Here is a 5181-nt window from a genome sequence, read left to right as displayed (position 1 = left end):
CCGCGTAGGGCCTTGCAGCCGGTGGATCGGGGGGCTGGCCGCAGCCGTCCATGGCGCACCAGGCCAGTCCCGCGCTGGCCAGCGGATGGCCGGCGCGCTGCGCGCGCTCGAACCATTGCCTGGCCTGCGGCCCGTCCTGCGCCATGGCAATGCCATGCAGTGCCAGCAGGCCCATCACCCATTGCGCCTCGCGCTGCGTGGCCAGGCTCACGCCCTTGCCTTCGGCGCGGCTGCGCAGCTGGGACAGGGCCCGTTGCTGGGCGGTGTCCGAGGTCGAGGTGATGTTGCTGGTGCCCGGCTGGGAACCGTACACGCTGGCCGTCGCCACCCGAATGGGCATGACCGGCGTGAAGCGGGCCGCCGCCTGCACATGCGGCAGTACGGCGGGAGCCAGACCTGGCAGCACCACCAGCAGTCCGGGCAGCACAAGCCTTGCGGTCAGGCGCAGCCCGATGCGCCGCCGTGGCGGGGATTCATGAGCGCTGGAGGGCATGGCAATTGCCTCTGTTTGGCTTGTGACGTGCACCGCTCATCAGCGCTTGGCCTGGGCCGGAACCACCTGCCAGAAGCGGGCCGAGCCGGTGTACTGGTCGGCGCCCAGAGAGTTGGCCATGTACTGGTTGACATCCTCCAGGGAGCGCATGCCCGGGATGGCGATGAAGGCCTTGCCCTGGAGCAGCGTGGGTAGCTTGTCGGTCATGTTCTGCTCGGTGGCGAAGCAGGCCACGCCTTCCTTGCCGGGAGGCCCGGCGTTGATGACGTAGCCGGGGTTGGGACTCATCCAGTCTGGCAGGCGAACGGATTGGGCGGCGGTGATCCAGCCCGAGCGGTTCACATCGTTGGGCACCAGCCGGGTGACCTCTCCATCGGCACCGGCCATGAAGCACGACAGGTAGGAGGCGCGCGACACGGTGGTGGACAGGAACAGCTGCTCACCCGTCTCGAAAGAGGTGCGCGTGGGCGTGATGTTCTCCACCCACAGGTCCAGCTTGCGGTCGGGCGCGGGGGCGCCGTAGCGGTAGTCACCCGTGGCCACGGCCACGTTCTCGGAGGCGGTGGTGACCGGTGCCGCACTCTTGGTGTTCCAGCCGATGCGCGTCATGTGTCCATCGGCGCTGACGGCCACGAAGTCTCGCAGTGCGCGCTCGTAGGTGCTGAAGTCCACCACGCCATTGACCACCATGCCGCTGTCGGCCTGGAAGCGCCCTATGGCCTCGCGCCACTGCGGGTTGCCTGCGGTGAAGGCCGGTGCGTCGGGCGGCAGATAGCCCTTGCTGATCAGCGACTGGCGCACCAGCTCCTGGTGGATGCCGGCTTCGCCTTCCTCATACCAGTCGCGCAGCTGACGCTGGAAGTCGGGATGGGTCTGGTCCAGCGTCAGGCACTGCCAGTAGGGCAGGCGTGACCATTTGCCCAGCAGCTCGATCATGCCCAGCTCGACCAGGGTGCGCACGGCCGGGCCCGAGCCCTGGGCATAGTCGCGGCCCACGCTGAACTGCACGCCGTAGTTGCCGATACGGCCCGACAGGTCAAGGCCCTGGCTGCCGTTGCCGATGACGACTTCGTTGGCCGAATCCAGGCCCGGAATGATGGTGCGCGTGCGGAAGTCGCCCAGGTGCAGCTCCATGCCCAGCACGGCGCCGCTGCGGTTGGCGCTGTAGCCGGTTTCCAGGCGCGAGGCGCTGGTGCCTATGTCCACGTTGTTGCGCAGCACGTTCTGGTCCATGAAGGACACGGCGCCCGACACATACAGGGCCGGGCGCTGCAGCTGGATCTGGTTGTTGTTGAGCAAGATGGTGGTGAGGTTCTGCACCGTGTCCTGGCGGGCGATGTCCACCTCATAGTCCACGTAGCGGAAGGCGCTGCTGACGCGCGACATCTGGGACAGGGCGGTGACCACCATCTCCTTGGCGGCCACGGCCACGCGGCCCGAATAGTCGGGCAACTGCTTGCTGGTGATCAGCACCGTGGGCATGTGGCTGTTGCGGAACATCCTGTCCATGCACATCAGCGAATCGGAGAAGCTCGATATGGAGCGCACCGGCCGCACCACCGGGCGGTCGGCCGCATAGACTTTTTCCAGGTATTTGGAATCCTTGCGCGCATCCAGCGGCGCGCAACCCGACAGCAGCACGATGGATGCCGATACCGCGCAGGCCACCACCCGCATACAGCCCTGTCTGCCAGCCCATCGCTGGCGGAAAGTCCCTCGGTTGTCCGCATGTCCGCCGAATGCCGGCTGCAGCGCGGCATCGGGGCGGGGAAGTCCTGGCGTTGGAAGGCGGTTGCGCATGATGGACCTCTGCTGGAAAACGGCGAGCCAGGGCACTGGCGCCCAGGGGCACCGGCACCGGAAATGGGTTTTGGAAATGAAAGGCGGCCGGGTCGCGGGCCGCCTGGCCGCACTAGCGGCAGACGTTGATCAGGTCGCCCTTGAGGACCACGATCTGGTCCTTGGTCTGTGGCCCGTAGCGGTTGAACGCGCTGGCGTTGGTGTTGCTGGCCAGGTCCTGGGTGCAGGTGCGCTGCATGCCCGTGCTGCTCGTTGTGGTCGTGGTCACCACGTTCGCCTCGGTGGAGATGCCGGGAGCATTGGTCATGGACATGGCTTCGTAGCGCGCGATCTTGGCCTTGACGTTGATGGGGATGTCAGTGACGGTGTCCAGCCCCGACGATGTCTGCTGCTTGGCCGTGGGCAGTCTCAGATAGTCGACAGGCTTGCTGAGCACCACTGGATCTTCGCCGGGGGCTGCTGCATGAAGGGGGGGCGCTCCGAGTGCGAGCCAGGCCAGTAGGGCAGCCGAACAGAGATGGGCGGCGGTGTGCATGGTGGGCTCTCCTGGTGCGGTGAGCTGGCTATTCGCCGGGAAGGTGCTGCCGGAAGGCCTGGGGCCGTCCGGCAGTGTCCTTCGTCCGGCAGTCAGGCTCAGTGGTTGTTGTAGCAGGTCACGCAGCCGTTGTTGCTGGAGATGTTCTGTACTGCCATGGAACCGTTACCGGCATAGTTGACGATGCCCGAGTTCTTGGCAGCCACCACCTGGATCGAAGTGTTCTTGACTTCCACTTCGCCATAGTTGGAGGCCAGGTTGTTGACGGCCACTGCTGCGTAGCCATCGGCCTTGTTCAAGATGCCGCTGCCGGTGGCAGCGACGACCTGCAGAGAGCTGCCACTGCGGTCGATGGTGACGTTGCCTGCATTGCTGGCCAGGTTCTGGGAGGCCTTGCCACCGCCCGTTGCTACGTTGAGCACGCCGCTCCTGTTCAGCAGGGTGACCTGAACGCTGGGGCCGTTGATTTCGATCTGGGAACTGCTGCTGCCGCCGCCGCCGCCGCCGCCGCCACCACCGCCACCGCCACCGCCCATGGGGCCAGCCATGGCTGCTGTTGCGATCAGGCTCAGGGAAAGAATTGCAAGCGATTTCATGATGGCTCCTTGATAAGGAATCGGACTATCAGGAAAAGGTGTGTAAGCACCCGTTTTTCAGACACTTTGCGGAGGTTTCCGGCCTTGTCTCCCTGGACCCCAGCTCGTTGTCTGGACTCCAATGTGCTTGGGGTGCCCCTGCCGTTCCATCTCTTGTACGGGGTAGCCGTGAGCGCTGATCCACGTGGCGGGTACTTACCCGTGCAAACCTTTGGCTGGCGGGCTGCATCGCGTTAAAGCAGCGGCATTGGGAGGTGAATGGAGTTGGGTAGTTTCAAGGTGTAACGACAGAAAATTTGCAGTTGCAGCTTCGCTTCAGGTCGTTGATCCGGCGGGCATGGGGCCATCCAGACAACCCGGTGTATCGAATTGCATACGCTCGGTGCAGGCGCAGGAGGAAGGCGTTGAACCGGGGGCTGTTATGAGGCTGGATCAAGGGGAGGATGGCGGGCATCGGGAAGGGCATGGCCTGCCAGGCCCGACAGGCCTGCCGGTCAGGTGATCAAGAAAGTACGGACCCGGCTTCTCACACAAATGTGTTAATTTGCAAGCTACGCAATCTTTCACAAACTTCGTCAAAGATTGTGGATATCGGTGGCGATTTCTCTTAATGTGAAAGGCGCGTATGTGATCGGTTGCGTCATACACATGACGTGACATTTGAGGAGAACAGCATGAATCCATCCGACGTTCCCGCCGATGCCCGTCCCCTGATCGCCGATTCCTCGCGCGCCCAGGCCATGCTGGGCACGGGCCTGAGTTCCGCCATGTGGCCAGACTATCTGGCCGGCCAGCCCGACAAGCCCGTGCGCGTGCTGCTGGTCGATGACGATGCCCACATCCGCATGGTCATTGCCCAGGAAATCATGAACGACCCGCGCACCCTGGTCGTGGCCCAGGCCGGAAGTGTCCGAGAGGGTCGAAAGGCCATTCGCCAGCACGAGTTCGACGTGATGCTGGTCGACCTGAACCTGGGCGACGGCGAGGGCTTCGAGCTGCTGGACATGATGAAGACCGTGCGGCCCACGGCCGAGGCCGTCATCATCTCCGTGATGGAAAACGACGAGCAGGTGCTGCGCGCCTTCGAGCTGGGTGCCACGGGCTACCTCGTCAAGAACTCCTGGTTCGGCAACTACCCCCAGGCCGTGCTGCAGGTGGCCAATGGCGGCGCATCCGTCACTCCCAGCCTGGCGCGCAGGTTGCTGCAGCGCTTCGACAAGACCCAGGGCGCCGAGCCCAAGCGCCGCTCGCCCGACGAGGCGGACCGCCTGTCCACCCGCGAGCGCGAGGTGCTGCGCATGGTCGCCAGCGGCTACACCAGCGCCGAGATCGGCTCGCGCCTGATGATCAGCGCCATGACGGTCAACACGCACATCAAGAACATCTACCGCAAGCTGCAGGTGCGCACACGCGCCCAGGCGGTGCGCTTTGCATCGCTGCGCGGCCTGTTCTGATTGGCTGGCGCCGCAGGGGCCCGTGCGGCCCGCCCCGCCGCCGCTTCCCACCGCATGGCCATGAAGGACTCCCTTCGCGCATTGGCAGTCTGCCTGGCACTGGGCCTGCTGCAGATGCTGGCGCTTTGCGCCTGGCTTTGGCAGCAGGGCGACCAGGCTCCGCTGTGGCTTCGCCTGTGCAGCCTGGCCCTGCTGGTCTTGACGGCCTTGCTGTGTGCGATGGGTGCCTCGCGCCTGCGCAGGCTCCTGCTGTGGCGGCGCAGGCGCAGCCCCCGGCCTTCGCGCGAGGTGCAGGCCGAGCGC

At 65.2% G+C, this 5181-nt stretch carries 4 protein-coding genes and 2 pseudogenes; 2 read left to right on the top strand and 4 right to left on the bottom strand.

The window, feature by feature from the left end:
* The 4 genes and pseudogenes from L995_RS30165 to L995_RS30150 form a co-directional block, all read right to left on the bottom strand.
* Positions 1-493, bottom strand: a pseudogene (locus tag L995_RS30165) (SEL1-like repeat protein); the annotation flags it as partial.
* A 39-nt stretch (positions 494-532) separates the two neighbouring features.
* Positions 533-2170: a DUF4384 domain-containing protein gene (locus L995_RS30160; protein WP_043790348.1), complete on the bottom strand. Its 1638-nt coding sequence runs from the start codon at positions 2168-2170 to the stop codon at positions 533-535.
* Positions 2171-2405: 235 nt separating this feature from the next.
* Entirely contained in the window at positions 2406-2828 is a 423-nt protein-coding gene (locus L995_RS30155) for a hypothetical protein (RefSeq protein WP_043790347.1), read from the bottom strand.
* A 98-nt stretch (positions 2829-2926) separates the two neighbouring features.
* Positions 2927-3424, bottom strand: coding sequence for a hypothetical protein (locus L995_RS30150; RefSeq protein WP_047475133.1), 498 nt, complete (start codon positions 3422-3424; stop codon positions 2927-2929).
* A gap of 674 nt (positions 3425-4098) precedes the next feature.
* Here L995_RS30150 and L995_RS30145 point away from each other — a divergent pair.
* Positions 4099-4878, top strand: a complete 780-nt coding sequence (locus L995_RS30145) for a LuxR C-terminal-related transcriptional regulator (protein ID WP_016446810.1) — start codon at positions 4099-4101, stop codon at positions 4876-4878.
* A 60-nt stretch (positions 4879-4938) separates the two neighbouring features.
* Positions 4939-5181, top strand: a pseudogene (locus tag L995_RS30140) (histidine kinase); the annotation flags it as partial.

The sequence above is a fragment of the Delftia sp. ZNC0008 genome (assembly GCF_000799035.1).
In the GTDB taxonomy this organism is placed as follows: domain Bacteria; phylum Pseudomonadota; class Gammaproteobacteria; order Burkholderiales; family Burkholderiaceae_C; genus Comamonas; species Comamonas tsuruhatensis.
Note: the sequence above shows the minus strand (reverse complement) of the source record. Positions and strands in the feature narration are given on the sequence as shown.